The 17027-nt window shown below is 48.5% G+C and carries 15 protein-coding genes; 5 read left to right on the top strand and 10 right to left on the bottom strand.

All coding sequences use genetic code 11. From position 1 onward, the window contains the following. Positions 1 to 339: 339 nt before the first annotated feature. Complete coding sequence (gene rdgB, locus AC5JO6_RS28940; protein WP_496084515.1) at positions 340 to 909, bottom strand: RdgB/HAM1 family non-canonical purine NTP pyrophosphatase; 570 nt, start codon at positions 907 to 909, stop codon at positions 340 to 342. A gap of 506 nt (positions 910 to 1415) precedes the next feature. On the opposite strand from rdgB, the gene AC5JO6_RS28935 reads away from it, so the two are divergent. The 4 genes from AC5JO6_RS28935 to AC5JO6_RS28920 all read left to right on the top strand — a co-directional run bounded on the left by AC5JO6_RS28935 (position 1416) and on the right by AC5JO6_RS28920 (position 5707). Then, a complete protein-coding gene (locus AC5JO6_RS28935) occupies positions 1416 to 1643 on the top strand; it encodes a DNA-directed RNA polymerase subunit omega (protein ID WP_496084514.1) in 228 nt (75 codons plus the stop codon). A gap of 331 nt (positions 1644 to 1974) precedes the next feature. Continuing rightward, positions 1975 to 2538, top strand: coding sequence for a hypothetical protein (locus AC5JO6_RS28930; RefSeq protein ID WP_496084513.1), 564 nt, complete (start codon positions 1975 to 1977; stop codon positions 2536 to 2538). A gap of 413 nt (positions 2539 to 2951) precedes the next feature. Further along, positions 2952 to 3329 (top strand): effector-associated constant component EACC1, encoded by a 378-nt coding sequence (locus AC5JO6_RS28925; protein WP_496084512.1) that lies wholly within the window; start codon positions 2952 to 2954, stop codon positions 3327 to 3329. A gap of 20 nt (positions 3330 to 3349) precedes the next feature. Next, positions 3350 to 5707, top strand: coding sequence for a caspase, EACC1-associated type (locus tag AC5JO6_RS28920; protein WP_496084511.1), 2358 nt, complete (start codon positions 3350 to 3352; stop codon positions 5705 to 5707). Here AC5JO6_RS28920 and AC5JO6_RS28915 read toward each other — a convergent pair. The 6 genes from AC5JO6_RS28915 to AC5JO6_RS28890 form a co-directional block, all read right to left on the bottom strand. Further along, complete coding sequence (locus AC5JO6_RS28915; RefSeq protein ID WP_496084645.1) at positions 5659 to 5814, bottom strand: hypothetical protein; 156 nt, start codon at positions 5812 to 5814, stop codon at positions 5659 to 5661. The genes AC5JO6_RS28920 and AC5JO6_RS28915 overlap by 49 nt on opposite strands. A 499-nt stretch (positions 5815 to 6313) precedes the next feature. Further along, positions 6314 to 7030, bottom strand: a complete 717-nt coding sequence (locus tag AC5JO6_RS28910) for an SDR family oxidoreductase (protein ID WP_496084510.1) — start codon at positions 7028 to 7030, stop codon at positions 6314 to 6316. Between the two features lie 232 nt (positions 7031 to 7262). Beyond that, a complete protein-coding gene (locus AC5JO6_RS28905; RefSeq protein WP_496084509.1) occupies positions 7263 to 8759 on the bottom strand; it encodes an aldehyde dehydrogenase family protein in 1497 nt (498 codons plus the stop codon). Between the two features lie 117 nt (positions 8760 to 8876). Then, a complete protein-coding gene (locus AC5JO6_RS28900; RefSeq protein WP_496084508.1) occupies positions 8877 to 9689 on the bottom strand; it encodes a helix-turn-helix domain-containing protein in 813 nt (270 codons plus the stop codon). Positions 9690 to 10297: 608 nt separating this feature from the next. Beyond that, the gene (locus tag AC5JO6_RS28895) at positions 10298 to 10687 is read right to left on the bottom strand and encodes a hypothetical protein (protein ID WP_496084507.1); all 390 of its coding nucleotides are present in this window, start codon (positions 10685 to 10687) and stop codon (positions 10298 to 10300) included. Between the two features lie 809 nt (positions 10688 to 11496). Further along, a complete protein-coding gene (locus AC5JO6_RS28890) occupies positions 11497 to 14910 on the bottom strand; it encodes an AAA family ATPase (RefSeq protein WP_496084506.1) in 3414 nt (1137 codons plus the stop codon). A 44-nt stretch (positions 14911 to 14954) separates the two neighbouring features. Between AC5JO6_RS28890 and AC5JO6_RS28885 the strand changes: the two genes are divergently transcribed. Continuing rightward, positions 14955 to 15101, top strand: a complete 147-nt coding sequence (locus tag AC5JO6_RS28885) for a hypothetical protein (protein ID WP_496084505.1) — start codon at positions 14955 to 14957, stop codon at positions 15099 to 15101. Here AC5JO6_RS28885 and rsmD read toward each other — a convergent pair. From rsmD to hisH, 3 genes are all read right to left on the bottom strand, one after another. Beyond that, complete coding sequence (rsmD, locus tag AC5JO6_RS28880; protein ID WP_496084504.1) at positions 15083 to 15628, bottom strand: 16S rRNA (guanine(966)-N(2))-methyltransferase RsmD; 546 nt, start codon at positions 15626 to 15628, stop codon at positions 15083 to 15085. The two genes, AC5JO6_RS28885 and rsmD, sit on opposite strands and share 19 nt — an antisense overlap. A 30-nt stretch (positions 15629 to 15658) precedes the next feature. Continuing rightward, positions 15659 to 16018 carry a four helix bundle protein gene (locus tag AC5JO6_RS28875; protein WP_496084503.1) on the bottom strand — a complete coding sequence of 120 codons (360 nt, stop codon included), beginning with the start codon at positions 16016 to 16018 and terminating at the stop codon, positions 15659 to 15661. Positions 16019 to 16204: 186 nt separating this feature from the next. Continuing rightward, a complete protein-coding gene (gene hisH, locus AC5JO6_RS28870; protein WP_496084502.1) occupies positions 16205 to 16858 on the bottom strand; it encodes an imidazole glycerol phosphate synthase subunit HisH in 654 nt (217 codons plus the stop codon). Between the last annotated feature and the right edge of the window lie 169 nt (positions 16859 to 17027).

Here is a 17027-nt window from a genome sequence, read left to right as displayed (position 1 = left end):
ACGTGGATTGCATGACCGCTTCAGCCTCTGGTAGTGACACCGTGTAAATACGTATAACTTCTGGAGAAATTATAATACCTACTTCATAGCGGTCGATCGTATCCGCTGATCCACTGACTCAATCTTTTTGATAACTTTACAAACCCACTTTTTTACCGATTTTTTATAAAGTTCTTGTAAAGCCTACGTGTATTTTTGCGCCAGCAGAGGGAACAGCGCCTGTCGAGTCATCTTTGGTCTTGCTGCATAATGCCAATTTCTCTGTAGAACGAATGCTATGCCCCAACGGTTCTCGAAGAGTGAAAGCGACTCAAGCCAAAGGTGGTAATAGCGCTCGTTTTAAAGCGCTTGAAATTGCGGCAGCAGCGCTTGGAGGGCTTTACCGCGATGACTTAAGGCGTGTTTTTGCTCACTTGTCATTTCAGCAAACGTGAGCCGCTGTTCGGGGACGTAAAAAATGGGGTCATACCCAAAGCCACCCGTGCCACGTGGAGCGTAAAGAATATTACCAGCGCAGATGCCATCTGCTTGCAGCACGATCGCACCATCCGGGCGGGCGATCGCCACAACACAGACAAACCGCGCTTCACGATTCAGCTCATTCCCCAACTCGTGCAGCAGGCGATCAATTCGCTCTACATCTGTCTTCCCATAGCGGGCAGAATAGACACCTGGTGCTCCATCCAGCGCGTCTACCTCTAAGCCAGAATCGTCAGCGATCGCCCACTCCCCGGTTGCCTTTGCCACTTGCGACGCTTTCAAACGTGCGTTTTCAGCAAACGTAGCGCCCGTTTCCTCAATCTCTAGCGCATCGGGCTTCAGCGCCAGTTCCCAATCCAGTCCTGCTAACAGCGCCTGCATTTCTTGGAGTTTGCCGGGGTTTCCGGTTGCTACGATTAACACTTTCATCGCTGACTCATCCTTATAGAGCAGTCCTAAATATAGAGCAGTCCTAAATCATTGGTGAGCAAGACTATCGATTAGCGGTCAGCGGTCAGCGGTCAGCGATCAGCTTTTTTGCGGACGGCTGACCACTCATACCAGCGTCATGCTCATCATTCAAACGATAATATTCGGTTGTTTTAGTACACGTAACGCTATGTGAGCCTTCAGCAGTCAACTCTCAGCTCTAAATGCCATGCTGAGGGCTAACCATTGTTGGATTACCACCGTTGGAATACCATACAAACCTATAGCAGACCTGGATCATTTGTGAGCGAGACTGAATCAGTTAGCGGTTAAGCGATCGGCTTTTCTGCTGACCGCTGACCGCTGACCGCTCATACCAGCGTCATTCTCATTACTTAAGTAGGATCGCCATACTTTGAAATCACTATACTTCGAAAGAGTTGCAGCATAAGTCGCTGGCTGTTGATAAGCTGTAGAATGAACTTTGGCTACTAGTAGGTAATCTCATGCAAAAGCGTACCGCGTTCGATAGCACTCAATTGATGCGTCGAGCTGATGAATTGATTTCAGCCGCCTCCAATCGTTATCGAATTACGGTTCAGGTAGCGAATCGGGCGAAGCGTCGTCGGTTTGAAGATTTTGACAGTGTGGATGACCCCATGATGAAGCCCGTCATGCGAGCGATCATTGAGATGTCAGATGAACTGACTCAGCCTGAAATCATTGGTGAGTAGCGCTGACGGTATGGTCTGTCAGAATTGACCTGAAGGGCGATCGCTACTTATAGCAATAGTCAGGTGGGTTGGGAGCATGTCACTTTCGCAAGTGCTAGATTCTGCCCTCATCCCCAACCCTTCTCCCCGAGGAGAAGGGAGCAAGGATTCAAAGTCCCTCTCCCTGGGGAGAGGGATTTAGGGTGAGGGCGCAAAGGTGACATGCTCCCGGTGGGTTAGGACGAGGTGCAGAGGTAACCCCCCGCACCTCCTTTAATTCCAACGTCCTAGCTTTTATAGCGATCGATACTGATCTCAACATCTTTCTCTAAGCACTGCATAGGCGATGGTAATGGCAAAAAAACGTGTGGCAGTTCAACGCGCTTGCATACTTCTACTCTCGTTCATGAGTGGCTTGCTCATTGTGACGACTTTAGCAGTCTTGCTGCCTGACGCACTCGTGCGATCGCCTGCGTTAGCTCAACGAGTACGACCAGAAGCAGTTTGGCAATCTGTGTATGAGCGAGTACCGTCGTTACCCAAAGAGAACCAGTACGTGAGTAAAGAAACTGGCAAAGTTGACGCAGATAATACGCTGGTCGGTCGTTTTGTGCGCTACCACCTCTATGTTGCTGGACGATCGCCGCTCTATCGCTTTGACTGGAAATTGACCGTAGCAGATTACCTGGGGTTGGGTCTCAATGGTGCTTTTGATGAGACAAGCTACCCCAGTCGTGCAACCTTGCGAACAAACCCAGCAGAAGGTGATCAGGCAGCGATTAATCGGCTCAGTCGATCGCAGCGCGAGGCATTAGTGCAGGCATTAGTAGATGCCTTCTCGCCAGCCGCCGATTCATCACAAGTAACGCCTGTTTCTCCACCCCAGTTGCCCTCTAGCCCAGCAGCAAACCCTTAGCACTTTAGCGATCGCGCCCGCTGAAGCCATAGCGGTAGTACGCATGGTCAAATGGATGTGACTATCGGCTCGGTAGGGATGCTGAAGAGAGATATCTTTAGGATGCTCAATACAATGGTCGTTTGCTTTGTAGCAAGGCACATTATATAAGCGGCGATCGTGCGCCTAATTCCTAATCAAGTTAAACGACCTACATAAAGTCGTCTTGCTCGACGTGCAAGCTCGATGCCGCTACCTGTAAGAACAGCTCAACCCCTTAAAAGGCAGAGAGTTTGTAATCTAGAACACCATTAAATGGTCAGTCAAAAAGTTACCCGACAGGGTACCAAAATGAACTAATTATTTCTGCTAATGTATAAGCGGCGGGAATTTCATCAGAACTTCATAAATTCCAGTAGCTCAAGGGGAAAGACGTGACAACCGCGAGAAATGTCAAGCTAACGCTTGCAGTTGTTGATCCAGAGTTAGATGAAGAGGAAAAAGACTTAGAGGCTCGTAGACTTCTCAGAAATCTGAGAGAAATGAAAGACGAGGTTGAGCGCGTCGAACTTGCTACAAGAGAGCCAACAGCAGGTACCAAACCTGTGCTTGAAACTTTAGTCGGAATTCTAACCGCTGAGGTCAGTGCTAAGAATATAAAAGCGGTGTTTGAGCGACTCAGTGAATACTGGAAGCGCCCAATCGAGATGGAAGTTGAGGCAAATGGACGCAAGCTGAAACTTAAAGTTAGCAGCCAGAAGGATTTGGAAAAGGCGATCGAGGCGGCTCAAAAGTTTGTAGCAGGATCATAGAAGGGGTAACAAGGACTAGTATGGCGAAGATAGCACTACTGATTGGGATTAGTGACTACTGCGAATTACCTCGGTTGCCGGCAACGACAAGGGATATAGAAGAATTAGAGCAAGTATTAAGAAAAACAGAGATCGGTGGATTTGACGACGTTCGGCTTCTAAGAGATCCAAATGCTCACGACATGAAAGTGGCAATTGCAGAGTTGTTTGCAAACCGTAAGCGTGAGGATTTAATACTGCTGTTTTTCTCAGGACACGGAGTTAAGGACGATCGAGACGGAAAATTATATTTTGCTACAGCCGATACGCGAAAGGCTCATGCTACTTGGACAGCTGTTTCTGCTCAAGAAATCTTAGATTTCATGCGAAATAGTCCTAGTAAACGACAGGTTGTAATTTTAGATTGTTGCTATAGCGGAGCGGCTGTAACTGGCGTAGTTGAGAAAGCGATTAATATTGAGAAAGCGGTTGATGTTGATTCAAATATTAAAGGTTTGGCGATTTTGCCTAACGTTAATGTGAATTCACACATTGATGATTTGGGTGGCGAAGGTCGAGTTGTCTTAACCTCATCAACATCAACACAAGTGTCTTTGGTAGATTCAGAGCTTTCTGTTTATACCAAATTCTTGATTGAAGGACTTGAGACAGGATCAGCAGATGAGGGTGACAACGGTTTTATTACAGCTCATGAATTACATAAATATATCAAGCAGAAGCTTACAACAGCTGGCTCACGAATGACACCAGAATTTTACCCTTCACATGAAGGGTTTGAGATTGTTTTAGCTAGATCTCACAGATCTCAAAGTGGTAATCCAGAACTTGAGTATCGTAGAGATGTTGAAAAATACATTATCGGAGCGCGGAACAGCTCTGAAAAGATTAGTAATTACCTTGCCAACAATAAAATTACTGGTAGCACACCTCGCAAAAACCTTGATGCTTTTCGAGACAAACTGAAACCTCTTGGTTTGACTGTGCAAAGAGCTGATGAGATTGAAAGCGAAGTTTTAGAGCCGTTAAAAATTCTTGAGGAGAAGAGACGCAAGTACCGAGAAGCATACATTGATGATCTTCAAAACGATCAATATTCTTTGCATGATGAAAACCGTAGGGAGTTAGATAAGTATCGAAGAAGGCTTGATTTACAAAAAACTGACCAGGACTTGATTGAGCGTCAAGTTCATCTAGAAACATACGAAGAACGATGCCGAGAATTAGGCAATCAAAGGGCTAATCAATTACCTGACGAGTTAAGTGTTTTACGAGCCAAACTACAGCCTCACCTTACAGATGATGTAGTAGATTCTCTTCATAAAAAGTATTTTCCTAACGTAGGTTCTTCACCAAAACGTATCACTCCTTGGGTTTTTGTTGCTTTAGCTCTAGTTGTTCTTGGGGTTGCCCTTTCACAACGTACACGAGATGCTCAAAACCCAACTCCATCACCAATCCCTAACAGTCCAAGCAGCCCAGACAATTCTAATCAACTCGATCGTATTTCAGATGTTCCAGATGTTCCAGATCTACCCAATGTAGAGTTTAAGTACGGTGGCAGCACAACTTGGGCACCGCTTCGGAGACCAAAAGAAGAAGGGGGAAAAATACTCCCAGCTATCCAGGATGCATTTCCAAACTTTCGGTTGAAATACGAGAAACCGCCTGAAGGACAGAAAGATGGATCAAGAACTGGCATCTCAATGCTGACTAAAAAGCAGCTTGACATTGCTCTGTCATCTGATGAAACCCCTGCAAGTGAGAAACAAGCATCTAATTTATTTGAAGTTAAAGTTGGGAAAGACGCAATTGCAATCATCGTTAATCCTGACAGCGGGATCACAGAGCTAACAATTGAACAATTGCAACAAATATATAGAGGTGGAATAACAAACTGGAAAGAATTAGGAGGCAAAGACTTGCCTATTCAACCCTACTCTCGTTCGTCAGAAAGTAGCACGACCGGCTTCGTTGGAGAGAATGTTTTTAATGGTACTCCTGCTAGCAACCTGAAACGCCCTGATACCCCTACGAAAGGTATAAATTTCGTAAAAAATGATCCAGGAGGCATTTTCTTCTTATCAGCACCAGAAGTATTTAGTCAGGATTCAGTAAAAGATGGCAGTGTTGTGGTGCTTGCTCTTAAAAAAGATGCTTCTTCTCTTTCGATTGCTCTAGATAGCAACAAGAATTTTGCTCTCGACCAGTCTATCTTTCAGGATGGGAAGTATCCACTTGTTCGAGGCTTATATGTAGTTTATAGGAATGACAAGACAGAGGCTGAAAAGGCAGGAAAGGCTTACGCTGCTATGCTTTGCACTAAGCAAGCTCAGCAACTTCTCAAAGATCTTGGATATGGTCGAGGTGATTGTAAGTAACTCGGTGGATTAATCTCGGCATCCAACGCGGAGATTTTATTGACTACAATATCCCAAACGTTGGCGAAATCAGCTCCAAAGTAATTGTGAGTTAACCGATCGCACATTCCAGCCATAGCTCACCATTCAATAGAACCTTAGTTCCGACGCAACACATTCGTAGAAGTTTAAGCGACGACATTGCAACGCTTGATGCCTGGTTAAAACCTCTGACAACCTCCGAGGTTTAGCCAGAATCAGCTTCAGTCTTCCCAGTGCTCTTGAACGCAGCTTTTAAATGATGAGGCTGACTTGAGAACCCTGTTCCGTTTTAAACACCTCAATACGCGATTGAAATGCCTCTTTGAAGTGAGGCACATGGGAACAGTGAGAATGCAAGCGAAGTCAGCCGCGATCGCGTTGATGGCGGCAATCAGGCGATCGCACTAAATCTAACTCAACTTTTGAAGCAAACACTTGATCGCGCTTCTCGCAGGGTGCGTTAATAAAATGGTGAGTTTGCTTTGCAGCAACTTACTCTGCAACGTTGGCGGTTGCGAAGCTGAAAGAAAAAACTTTTCTGTCGGCTTCGCAAGGGTGATGCAATGCTTGCCTGTCAAATCGACATTACACAGGTTGATTAGTCGGCACTGCCAGCATTCGAGGAATCAACACATGATCAGGCTGTTCGAGCACAAACCGGACACAACGAGCAATATCTTCTGGTTGGAGCGCGCCACCCGAATTGATGTAATTTTTGTCGTCCTCACTCCAGTGATCATATAAGTTTGTAGCCACAGTACCAGGGGCGATCGCGGATACTTTGATCCCCGTTCCTGCCAGTTCCATCCGCAAAGCATCGGTAAACGCTTCAACTGCGTGCTTTGTACCGTTGTAGGCACCATATTGAGGTGCGGTTTTGAGTCCAGCAATACTGGATGTGTTGATGAGAAAGCCACTGCCTACTTGTTTGAAATGACGCACTGCCATGTATGCCAGTCGATAAACCGATTCCACATTGAGGCGTACCATTTGGCAAACCGCTTCAATATCCACTTCTTCAATGGAGCCAACGGTCATCGCTCCGGCATTATTGATGACGACATCCAGTTGCCCAAAGGTGGCGATCGCAAAATCGACCAGTTTTTCAGGCACGTCAGGATCGGTAACGGCAGCGGCAACTACTTTAGCGTTTTTGAGCGATGCCGCAAGTTGGTCAAGCTTGTCTTGCGATCGTGCTGTTAGCACCAAATTCATGCCAAGAGCATCTAGGTCTTGAGCGATCGCCTTGCCGATGCCGCTACTTGCTCCTGTGATGATGGCGGTTTTTCCTGCGAGTTTCATACGTGCAATTCTCCAAATGTGAATGTATTAGTTCAGAGGATGTCTTAAAAGCTGTAAGGTGCGCTCCTAAATGCCCCCCTAGCCCCCAATTCTGGGGGAGCCAGACTTTCAAAGTCCCCCAAAATTGGGGGATTGAGGGGGCAAAGACGGTGTCCTTGACACTTCTCAGACATCCTCTCAAAGCAAAATTGTTAGAGGAATGATTCACAAAACCATACCTGGCGAAGACAATCTAGGACAGATCAACCCAAACGGTTTTCGTTTGCAGGTAAAACTCCAATGCTTCTCGACCGTTTTCCCGTCCATAGCCGCTCATCTTGTAACCACCAAAAGGGCTTGAGGGATCGAATTGACCGTAGGTGTTTACCCAAACTGTGCCTGCCTTCAACTGGGCTGCGGCTTTGTGCGCCTGCTTGATGTTGCGAGTATGCACACCCGCAGCCAAGCCATACTGGTTGCTATTGGCAATGCGAATGGCATCATCGAAGTCATTGAAGGGAATGACTGAAAGAATGGGACCAAAGGTTTCTTCGCGGGCGATCGTCATCTCACTCTTCACATCCGCAAACACAGTTGGTTCCACAAAGTAGCCCTTACCTGTACCAATATTTGCAGCTTTGCCACCGCTGACTAAACGCGCCCCATCTTGTTTGCCAACTTCCATGTAGCGGAGTACATTTTCGTATTCGCTGCGGTTGGCGATCGGTCCCATTTGACTTTTAGGATCAAGCGGATCACCGACTTTGGTTCGCTTTGCCCATTCCACCACACGCTCCAGCACGTCGTCATACACCGATCGCTCGATCAACATGCGCGATCCGGCATAGCAAATTTCACCCTTGTTGTAAAACATCCCGTAGTAAGCGGTTTCTGCTGCGGCATCCAGATCAGCATCCGCAAAAATGATGTTGGCAGACTTACCGCCCAACTCCATCGTTAGATGTTTCAATGTGTCGGCTGCATCTTTGATGACGCGAATGCCGCTTGCCGTTGAGCCTGTGATCGCAACTTTATGCACATCAGGATGGGTTGAAAGCGTGTGCCCAACCGTGCTTCCCGGTCCTGGAACCACATTAAACACCCCATCAGGAATTCCTGCTTCCTGCATAATTGCTGCCACTTTGAGCGCAGATAGCGGTGTTGACGAGGCAGGCTTGTGAACGATCGTATTGCCTGCCGCCAGTGCAGGAGCAAACTTGTGAATGGAGAGAACGAGGGGGAAGTTGAACGGCGTAATGGCAGCGATGACTCCTAAAGGTTCCCGCAGCGTATACGTGTGTAATCCCTTGGTGGTTTGTTTAACAGACCCTTCAATTTTGCTTGCCCAACCTGCAAAGTAGTGAAACACATTCGCTAAATGGGGAATATCGATCGCCATGCTGTCTGTAAACAGCCGCCCCATTTCTTTTGCCTGCAAAAATGCCAGTTCTTCACCATACTTCAGAAACAAATCTCCAATGCGCCAGAGGATTTTACCTCGCTCGTGACCGCTCATCTGTCCCCAAGCACCCTGTTCAAAAGCACGGTGAGCCGATGCGATCGCCGCGATCGCATCTTCTTTTGTGCCTTCTGCAACCTGGGCAACCACCGCCTCTGTCGTTGGATCAATGACATCAAATGTTTTGCCACTACTGGAGTTACGCCAGCTACCGTTGATATAAAGCTGGGTCAGATTAATTGTAAAATTGGGATGAGTCGATGACTGCAAGACATCAAGTTGTGCGACCATGTTTTTCCCCTTAAGTGAAAGCCATAGACCAAATCAATTAATTTAGCCATAAGCTAACCATAGAAGGCTTCACGAGGATACAATAGGCACTTCTTGCGTTCTTTTTGACGATTCTTGCTATTGCTTTCGCAGTTGCATCGGTGTGAGTCCTGTAGCTCGCTTCAGGTGACGTGTTAGTTGGCTTTGCTCATTAAACCCCACTGTTTGAGCAACTTCTGCGATACTCAGTTGGCTCTGCAACAGTAATTGCTTTGCCCGTTCTACGCGCTGCCGAATCAAATATTGATGAGGAGATGCGCCAGTAGATTGTTTGAATAAACGGCAAAAGTGGTATTGGCTCAGACAACAAAGCGCGGCAAGCTGTTCTAAAGACAAGTCTTCTGCTAAATGCTCACTGATAAACTCAAGGATGAGGTGTAGTCTTACCCTTGATAGCCCGCCCTTGTAATTGCAGGGCAATACCCGACTGTTTGAATATTGCTTGACTAGCCTTGCTGCAAGGGCAGTCATCAAACTCTCTGCGTATAAAGTTCCAGTTGCGCCTCCGCTCTCGACTTCTGACAGCAAGTGCTTGGCAACATTGGCAACTAATTCATCTTCAAAATTTGGTTGCGGAATGATTTCGATTCGTTCTCCAGCACTAATGTCTCGTGCGGCTCTTTCAACGAATTTGGGTTCGAGGTATAAAACTAAAAAGTCAGCTTGCGAAAAACTGTGACCAATGTGTGGCAATCCGAATGGATATAAGAGCGCATCGCCGCAGTTATGTGTAATGGTGCGACGACGAGTTCCGGTGTCGAAAATGTCTTTTTTGTAATTGCCGCTTAGTAGAAAACCGATGATGTGTGTGGGAAAACAAATTTCTGGAGTGACCGCATGATCAAAAATACGATGGCGTTCTAAGCGAAAGCCATGCCATTTAGCCAGCAAGCTCTTACTTGACAAAACAGGAGCAAAAATCCCGCTAACCTCTGAGAGAGCGTCGAGTTTAACAGTATTGCTACATGCTGTTTGTTTTGCTGGGTGTATCATGGCTAACACTTACAACATCACATAAGAGGCAATGACTTTCAGCTCCCTTCTGGGGAACAGAGTTGGGGATGAGAGCAAATCATCCCGCCAATCAGCAACGCCCATCATTTGCACTACGATCGCATCTCTCGCTCAGTATATCAAGGGTTAAAGCGATTGGTGGCTGGGTTAGCTATCTTTTCAGATGAGCAGCTAAGTAGTGACATAGATAAATTTGGTCACCCTACCGACACCTCCCAAACTACCGCCTTATCAATCTTCTCAAAGCAACTCAGCCATAAACATTGACAAGCAGCTTCTTAGCAGTTGCCCTTATCGAGGAATTAAGCGGCTCAACAAGTTATTGGACGGAGCAACTCCCCCGATTTGCTTCGGTGGGAAAAGAGATCGAATGCTTGCTGTCTATCGACCTCAATTAATGAAGGAGATAGACAGCAACTAGTCTGCATCGTAGCTTTAGTTGGGGATTAAACAGAGTATTCCGTTTAGCGGCTGAGTTCGTAAACCTAAGCGGCAGGGCTTTGACTCTTGGGGTCTTCACTGTCGGTTTTTACCGTGCGACGTGCGGGACGTTTTCGGTCTTTCCGGCGGGTGCCACCAGCCATCGCATACTCGTTACTATTCTTGCCAAACTTAGACGCAACTCCCATCAGCATGCGCTCTGACCATTCAGAAAGGAGCGTTTTTCCCTCCCCGATCGCAATACTGGCATCGTTAACTACTGCTAGAGCAGTGTTGTAAACCTCCAGCTTCTGCCGCGTCTCGTTAATTAACTGCTCATAGGTTTCTACAGTCAGCCCGTTGCCCAGGTCGAGGGATACACTAACAGCTTTAAGCGCTCCCAAACGCGATTCAGCTTTATCTAAAATTCGAGAGACTTTTTTTGGTCTTGGCATCAGAGTTCACCCGTATGATTGAACGTTTAGTCCAAACTAACTCAGACAAACTGAGGCAAAGAACCGTAAGTTTTGCTAAAAATGTCGGCTCTTTTTGCTCAAAGGTTCAGAAACGTCAGTGAACTTACGAACTGAAAGAGCGACGATCGCTCAGGAAATCTACTGCCCTGGCAACCAATCTCTTAGGCTGCTAAATTGAGATTGTATGCAGAATCTGTAAGAGGCGATCGCAGCCATAGCAAAACTCCCCCAGTTCAACCGAATCAACTGACGAAACGAAGATCCGTTTGAACAGAATCAATTTCGGCTAATCCAGATCAAAGAAATACTTAAACTGAATCAATATCAGCATAAGGAGATCTTATTTCTCAACGCTGCGAATCAATTTCCGCTCAAGCTGAATCAAGATCGACTAAGCCTGAACTACTATTGGCTTGACCTGAATCGCTTCCCGCTTGACCGGAATCAAGATCAGCTTAGCTTGAATCAAGATCAGCTTTTCGGCGTTGCTGAATCCAGGGATGATTTGCCCTCATCCCCGACCCTTCTTCCCAGGGAGAAGGGAGCTAGAACGCTTGTTCCCTCTTCTTGGGGAGAGGGAGAGGGCTAGTTAACGCGATGTGCAACTAGTTCGCCCTCATCCCCACCCTTCTCCCTGGGGAGAAGGGCTTCCAGACCGTTCCGGTTCCCTCTCCCATCGGGAGAGGGCTAGGGTGAGGGCAGTTTTGGCAGGTATTTTAGGAAAGTCGCACATTGCGTAAGTTAGCCAGAATCGGCTTCAGTCTTCCCAGTGCTCTTGAACGCAGCTTTTAAATGATGAGGCTGACTTGAGAACCCTGTTCAGTTTTAAACACTTCAATACGCGATTGAAACGCCTCTTTGAAGTGAGGCACATGGGTAACAGTGAGAATACAAGCGAAGTCAGCCGCGATCGCGTTGATGGCGGCAATCAGGCGATCGCACCCTTCCGCATCTTGCGTACCAAAGCCTTCATCAACGATCAGCATTTGTAGTGCCGTGCCCGATCGGTGTGCGAGGAGCCGTGCGAGTGCCAGCCGAATGGCAAAGTTAACCCGAAACGCTTCTCCACCCGAATAGGTTTCATAGGGACGAGTGCCGTGGGCATCGGCAATCAAAATGTCCAGCGTTTCAATCAGTTTTGCGGTTGGAGGCGCTGACGTTTTGGTAGAAAGCTTTGCCTGACGGGTTTGGTCGCGGCGATGAGAGCGTTGCGTCACAAATTGAATGTGCAGTTGGTTCGCACTGAGACGACTGAGAATTTGGTTGGTTTCTGCTTCGAGTTGCGGCAGTGCGTTCTCAATCATCAATGCCTGAATGCCATTCTTACCAAATGCCTGCGCCAGCTCTTGATAGATGCGCTGCTGGCGTTGAGCGGTTTGTAATTGAATTTTGAGTGTTGAGTGTTGAGTATTAAGTGTTTCGAGCTGCTGCTGTTGTTGCTGTATGCGCCCCAGGCAGGCGAGTTGCTCATCTAATTGCGATCGCCGCTGCTGGATTGCCTGTTCCAGACTTTGGATGTGAGCGTGACCGTCAGGGGTTTGCTCTAGCTGTTGTACAAGCTGCTGTACGTGCGTTTGAGCCGCTTGATAGTTGGTGGTGCGATCGTGCAGAGTCTGAGTCAAAGCACCAACCCGTTGCTGCGTCTGAGGATACTGTTGATGGGCACGTTCTAACTCTTGATAACGAAGCTGCCAGTTTTGCGCTTGCCGTAGCGCTTGACGAATAGTGTTATGTTGTTCTGGATCATAGCCAAGTTCAGCAATGTGGTGATCCAATAGGGCAAGCTGCGCAACGGTTTCAGCGCGTAATTGCTCAACGCTAGTTTGCTGTGCTGCAATTTGGATCTGAAGGTCAGGCTGCCGCTGAGTAAGCTGTGCCTGTCGCCGTTGCGCTTGCTTAATTTCGGCATGACGGATTTCTGCCCAACGCCAGCGATCGACTTCGCCCCGTGCCAGTGCATGATTTTTTTCGTCGTAGTTTAACTGTTGCAAGCTGCGATCGAGCCATTGCAGTTCTTCTTGCAGGTCAGTTGAGTAGTTACCCTGGAGCGATCGTTCTAACGCAGCCGCTTCTGCTATGACTTGTTGCAATGTTTCCTGCACAGCGATCGTCATCTGAAGCTGTTCGTGTAGTTGACCGCGCCGTTCTAATACTGCACTATAGGGCTTCAGTTCTTGCTCCAGGTCACGATACTCCTGCCGCAAGATTTGAATTTCACGCTCTGATGCCGATAGCTGCTCTCGGATCACCCAAATTTGCTCTGTGACCGCTTGCTGCTCAGCCTGATGTTTTTCTAACACCAGATGCCAATGGTGTTCATCAAGTGGGCGATCGCAGAGAGGGCAGGGGGGGTAGGGTGTGGGGTGTGGGGTGTGGGGTGTGGGGTGTGGGGTAAGGAAGTTTTGAGTAGTGTGTGCCGCCGTGCTAGAAAGTTTTGAGTTGCTTTCCCTGCTTCCCTTGCTCCCTTGCTCCACTGCTTCTGCCTTCTGCCCTCTGCTTTCTGCCTCCTGCCCTCTGCCTTCTGCCTTCTGCCTCAACAATTCAAGTTTCTGCGCTAAATCTGCCAACTGCGCTTCACAGTGTCGCTGCTGTTCTTGAAGCTGTTCCATGAAACTGCGACGTTCTAAGCCTCGTTCGCGCACTTGCTCCTGGTAGGCGCGTCGTGCGTCCAGGGCAGTGATGCGATCGCTCACTTCCAGTACCGCTTGTTTGAGTTGAGGCTGGCGTGCCTGCTGCGCGTGGAGTTGCTGTGCCGAAGCATGGAGTTCTTCTAGTCGAGTCGTCAGGCGAGTGTGCTCTCGGTCGAGCTGGCTTTGAAGCTGCTGGCGGCGCTGCAAGAGTGGAGAAGCCTGCACTTGAAGTTGATCCAGGGCACTGAGATGAGCGCGTGCTTGCTGGAGTTGTTGCATGGCAGCAGCGATGTCGGTTGCTTTGCTGAGCGTCTGGTGTAGTTCCGTTTCTTGCTGTACCAGTGCCTCTAGCTGTGCCTCTAGTTGCTGTTGTTGGTGCTGTCGATCGGCTAATTGTTCCTGCTGCTGCTGTTGATACTGTTGACGCTGCGTCTGGGCAACCTGATACGCCTGAAATCGGGTCGATAGCGTCTCTTCATGCGCCTGTAACGTTTGAAAATGCTGGTAGCCCGCCACGATCGCCGCTTCTTGCTGAAGCAATGCTCCTAACTGCTGCTGCTGCTGTTGGGCAACGGTTAACTCCTGCTGTAAGCGCTTGCAATCCTGTTCGAGATGGCGCTGTTGTTGCTGCTGCCAGGTAAGCTGCTGCTGCCAGGTCAGTCGCTGCTGTTGGACTGCTTGCAATGCCTGAAGCGTCTCGCTATCAACGGTTTGCTGCTGTTGCATCACTGCCAGCATAGACTCTAGCGCTGATTGTTCTTGCGTAATGCGATCGCGCTGCTGTAGCTGCTCTCGGGTCGTCTCCAGATTGCGTTCCAGTAAATCAATCTGTCCCTTGAATTGGCGCGATTGATCTTTTGCCTGTTCTGCTACACTGTCGTACTGATCGAGCTTCAGCAGATCTGCCAGAATTTGCTTGCGCTCAGTCGGACGCTTCAGCATGAACTCATCTGCCCTTCCCTGCCGCAGATACGCCGAATTCACAAACGTCTCATAGTCCAGCTTCAAGTGTTCCAGGATCAACTGCTGGGTGGCACGAACGCCTTTAGCGGTGAGAGTCCGGAAGCGTAGGGAGTGGGGAGTGGGGAGTGGGGAGTGGGGAGTGGGGTGTGGGGTGTGGGGTGTGGGGTGTGGGGTGTATGTGAGAACAGGTTGAGTTGCTTCCCCTGCTTCCTCTGCCTCCCCTGCCTCCCCTGCCTCCCCTGCCTCCCCTGCTTCTCTCCTCTCCCCTGCTTCCTCTGCCTCCCCTGCTTCTCTCCTCTCCCTCCCCTGCGCCACCTGAAACTCCAACGACGATGCTTGCCCTCGATAACGACTGCGGATGATGCGATAGGTTTGTTGATTATTGATAAAAACGAAATCCACTTGCGCTTCTTGAGCACCAATGTGAATCACGTCATCTTCGGCAGCCGCACGGCTTTGACCCCACACAGCCCACGCGATCGCCTCCAACAACGACGATTTGCCTGCACCATTGGCACCACAAATGCACGCTGTGTGCAAACCCCGAAAATCCAGGGTCGCTTCACGATAGCTCAGAAAGTTTTTGAGAACGAGCTTCAGGGGAATCATGCTGTACAAAAGCCGCAGAGCTACTTTTCAGCTTAGCAGTACGTTTGCACTTTAATACAATTGCACTTGTTAAAGCTATTGGCTATCAGCGGTCAGCGGTCAGCGATCAGCGGTCAGCGGTCAGCTATCAGCGGTCAGCGATCAGCGGTCAGCAAGAAAACGCTGTTAGCGATCAAGTGCTCGATCGATAAAAGGTGAGTGCTGTATTGCTATAGACTTTTTGACGGCACATTTCTAGTGTGGATGGTGTTAGAACGTTTAAGCGATCGGGGTTATGTTCCACTGCCAATTCGCCATCGGATGCTAGTAGTTGAAGCTGCGCGATCGCCTCAATCACTGACGCATACAGATCGCTTTCATACGGTGGATCAAAGTAAATGCGATCGAATTGTTGCCCTTCCAACGATTTGATTCGCTGTCGCACATCACCGCGCAACACTTGAAAGGTTTGCGAGTCATTCGCTACTTGTTGCCAATTCTGTCGAATGATGGCACAGGCACGAGTGGATTGTTCAATCCCCACCGCAACCGCTGCACCTCGACAGAGCGCTTCTGCTCCCATTGCGCCACTGCCTGCACACAAATCGAGCCAACGACAGTCATCGATCGTCCCTTGCCAGATATTGAACAATGCCGATCGTACGATCGCCAACGTGGGTCGGGTTTCTTGACCTGGCAACGTTTTGAGTTGACGATTACCGTAGATTCTTAAAGTCATTTTTAGCTATCAGCTATCAGCTATCAGCTTTCAGCGGTCAGCTTTCAGCTTTTGAATTAGGGCAGTGAGCATTCGTTTAACTTCAGTAACTTCAGAAATTAACGCTTGGTGCTTCAAATGGTCTAAAAAACCGAGATCACAAGCAAGCAAAAGGTGGTATTCCAATTCGCTGGCAGAACCCATTGCCATTTGTAAGAAACGAGCAAAATCTGCATCCGTTCCCCTCCCGCAACCTTCAGCGATATTGGCAGCGATCGAGGCAGAAGCACGTCGGGCTTGGCTGGTCAGCCCATACAGTTCGTCTTTAGGAAAGCAATTGGTCAGCCGATAAACATCAAGAGTCGTTTGATGGCTTTTCTGCCAAACTTTCAATTCTCTAAAATCTTTCATTCCTATCAATCAACTTTTAGCAGTCTTCTCCCTCCTAGTATTTCCCTTGTTTGGCTATCAGCTATCGGTTATCAGCTATCAGCTTTCAGCTTTCAGCTTTCAGCTTTCAGCTTTCAGCTTTCAGCTTTAAATTCTACGCTGAGTCTCTTACCTGACGGCTGACGGCTGACGGCTGACGGCTGACCGCTAATTCTTCAAGCTGACCGCTGACCGCTGACCGCTGACCGCTGACCGAACAAAGTTCGCCAGGATTTGCAGCCCTGATGTAGATGATTTTTCGGGATGAAATTGGACTGCCATCAAGTTATCTTGCTCGATCGCAGCCGTTACCGTTTGGCTACCGTGTGTAATCGTTGCAGCGCGTACAGCCGGATCACTTGGGTCAACATAGTATGAATGCACAAAATATAGCCACGGATCAGCGGGTAACTGCTGCCAGAGAGGAGAGTTTGGCTGCGTGAGTTCTAACTGGTTCCAGCCCATGTGAGGGATAGTAATCCCCGGTTCGTGATGAAAGCGTTTGACGGTGCCTGCGATAATACCTAAACCGGGTTCTTTGCCTTCTTCGCTGGATTCAAAAAGAATCTGCAAGCCTAAGCAAATGCCCAAGAAGGGTTTGCCACTGGCGATCGCTCGTTTAATCGGTGCTTCCAAATGGCGCGATCGCAGATGTTGCACAGCCGGATCAAAGGAACCAACACCAGGTAACACGATCGCATCCGCCAGATCCAATTCAGTTGGAGAATCGGTAATCTTAGGCGTAGCACCTGCGTTCTCAAGCCCTTTGCAAGCAGAATGCAGATTGCCCATGTCGTAATCCACCACGGCGATCGTCGGCATCTTTCGTCCCTTTGTGCGCGTTCACTCTCTAGAATTGTAGTTGGGATGAGCGGTCAGCGGTCAGCGGTCAGCGGTCAGCGGTCAGCGGTCAGCTTGAAGAATTAGCGGTCAGCCGTCAGCGGTCAGCGGTCAGCTTGAAGAATTAGCGGTCAGCCGTCAGCCGTCAGCG

This window comes from Tildeniella sp., assembly GCF_059505325.1.
This window is presented reverse-complemented; position numbering and strand designations above follow the sequence as displayed.

What these genes read in the sequence shown, in the direction of transcription:
- rdgB (WP_496084515.1), bottom strand. Translation starts at nt 909, where the DNA reads ATGAAAGTGTTAATCGTAGCAACCGGAAACCCCGGCAAACTCCAAGAA.
- AC5JO6_RS28935 (WP_496084514.1), top strand. Translation starts at nt 1,416, where the DNA reads ATGCAAAAGCGTACCGCGTTCGATAGCACTCAATTGATGCGTCGAGCT.
- AC5JO6_RS28930 (WP_496084513.1), top strand. Translation starts at nt 1,975, where the DNA reads ATGGCAAAAAAACGTGTGGCAGTTCAACGCGCTTGCATACTTCTACTC.
- AC5JO6_RS28920 (WP_496084511.1), top strand. Translation starts at nt 3,350, where the DNA reads ATGGCGAAGATAGCACTACTGATTGGGATTAGTGACTACTGCGAATTA.
- AC5JO6_RS28915 (WP_496084645.1), bottom strand. Translation starts at nt 5,814, where the DNA reads ATGTGCGATCGGTTAACTCACAATTACTTTGGAGCTGATTTCGCCAAC.
- AC5JO6_RS28910 (WP_496084510.1), bottom strand. Translation starts at nt 7,030, where the DNA reads ATGAAACTCGCAGGAAAAACCGCCATCATCACAGGAGCAAGTAGCGGC.
- AC5JO6_RS28905 (WP_496084509.1), bottom strand. Translation starts at nt 8,759, where the DNA reads ATGGTCGCACAACTTGATGTCTTGCAGTCATCGACTCATCCCAATTTT.
- AC5JO6_RS28895 (WP_496084507.1), bottom strand. Translation starts at nt 10,687, where the DNA reads ATGCCAAGACCAAAAAAAGTCTCTCGAATTTTAGATAAAGCTGAATCG.
- AC5JO6_RS28890 (WP_496084506.1), bottom strand. Translation starts at nt 14,910, where the DNA reads ATGATTCCCCTGAAGCTCGTTCTCAAAAACTTTCTGAGCTATCGTGAA.
- rsmD (WP_496084504.1), bottom strand. Translation starts at nt 15,628, where the DNA reads ATGACTTTAAGAATCTACGGTAATCGTCAACTCAAAACGTTGCCAGGT.
- AC5JO6_RS28875 (WP_496084503.1), bottom strand. Translation starts at nt 16,018, where the DNA reads ATGAAAGATTTTAGAGAATTGAAAGTTTGGCAGAAAAGCCATCAAACG.
- hisH (WP_496084502.1), bottom strand. Translation starts at nt 16,858, where the DNA reads ATGCCGACGATCGCCGTGGTGGATTACGACATGGGCAATCTGCATTCT.